Source organism: Micromonospora andamanensis, from assembly GCF_016863495.1.
Classification (GTDB): Bacteria; Actinomycetota; Actinomycetes; order Mycobacteriales; family Micromonosporaceae; genus Micromonospora; species Micromonospora andamanensis.
Genome location: NZ_BOOZ01000116.1, coordinates 1 through 1,128 on the forward strand (window position 1 = coordinate 1; position 1,128 = coordinate 1,128).

The window sequence follows — 1,128 nt, forward strand, 5'->3', positions numbered from 1 at the left end:
CCATTGGGCGGTGGTGGGTGATTGAGCAGGTCCACGAAGAGATGATCTCCGGGTTGATCGTTTGCCCAGCACCAGCGTGGCCTGCATGACATACAGGTGAGCCCTCGGCCAGGGTGTTCGGTCGTGACACACAAAAACCCGCCGGCCGAGGGCTCGCCGCTTGTCTACCAGTCCCGTCTACCGCTGTCCACGAAGACACTGACCACGGTCATCACCGCCATCCGCCGTCACCGAGCCCAGGTGCGCTCACGATGGCGCAAGCTACCCGACCACAGCGCAGCAGCGATCGTCCTCGCCGTGCTGCGTCACGACCAACGCCCGACCGACCTGGCCGCCGCCAACGGCATCTCCGCCAACACCGTCCGCCGCTGGGTCAACCAGGTGATCACCACCCTCGCCGCCCAGATGCCCCGACTGTCGCGGATCCTGCGCCGCGCCCGCCACCACACACAGGTGGTCCTGCTCGACGGCACCCTGATCCCCGTCCAACGCCCCCGCGACCGACGCCGCCGCCACGCCCACTACAACGGCAAACACAGAACCTTCGGCCTGACAGTGCTCGCCATCACCGACCTGACCGGAAACCTGCTGTGGATCTCCGCCGCCTACCCCGGCCGCACCGCCGAGATCACCGCAGCCCGCCGCCACCGCATCCCCGCCCACCTACGCCACCACGACCTGGCCGCCATCTGCGACCTCGGCTTCACCAACCTCGACGACCAACCCGGCCCCTACCCCGGCCTACGACCACGCCGCCAACCCCCCGGCCAACCCGACGACCACCCCACCATCATCACCGGCCGCCGACCCGCCCGCGCCCACCCACTGACCCGCTACCAACACGCCGTCAACAACCTCATCGCAGGCGAACGCGCCACCAACGAACACGGCTTCGCCGACCTGAAGAACTGGCGCATCCTCCACCAACTACGCGGCAACCACCGCCACGCCACCACCCTGCTGCGCGCCCTCACCGTCCTAACCCAAAGCCACATCACCCGCTAACAACCAAACGAGGCGCGCCAAACGATCAACCAAAAGATCACCCACCCCGCAACCAGCCCACCCACCACCACCAACCCCACAGTCAAGACCCCCCGACCAGCCCAAACAGGATGGAACTACTTC

At 67.2% G+C, this 1,128-nt stretch carries 1 protein-coding gene; it reads left to right on the forward strand.

What is annotated here, in order from left to right:
• Positions 1–123 precede the first annotated feature (123 nt).
• Positions 124–1,005 carry a transposase family protein gene (locus Van01_RS32720; protein ID WP_204015828.1) on the forward strand — a complete coding sequence of 294 codons (882 nt, stop codon included), beginning with the start codon at positions 124–126 and terminating at the stop codon, positions 1,003–1,005.
• The last annotated feature ends 123 nt before the right edge of the window (positions 1,006–1,128 follow it).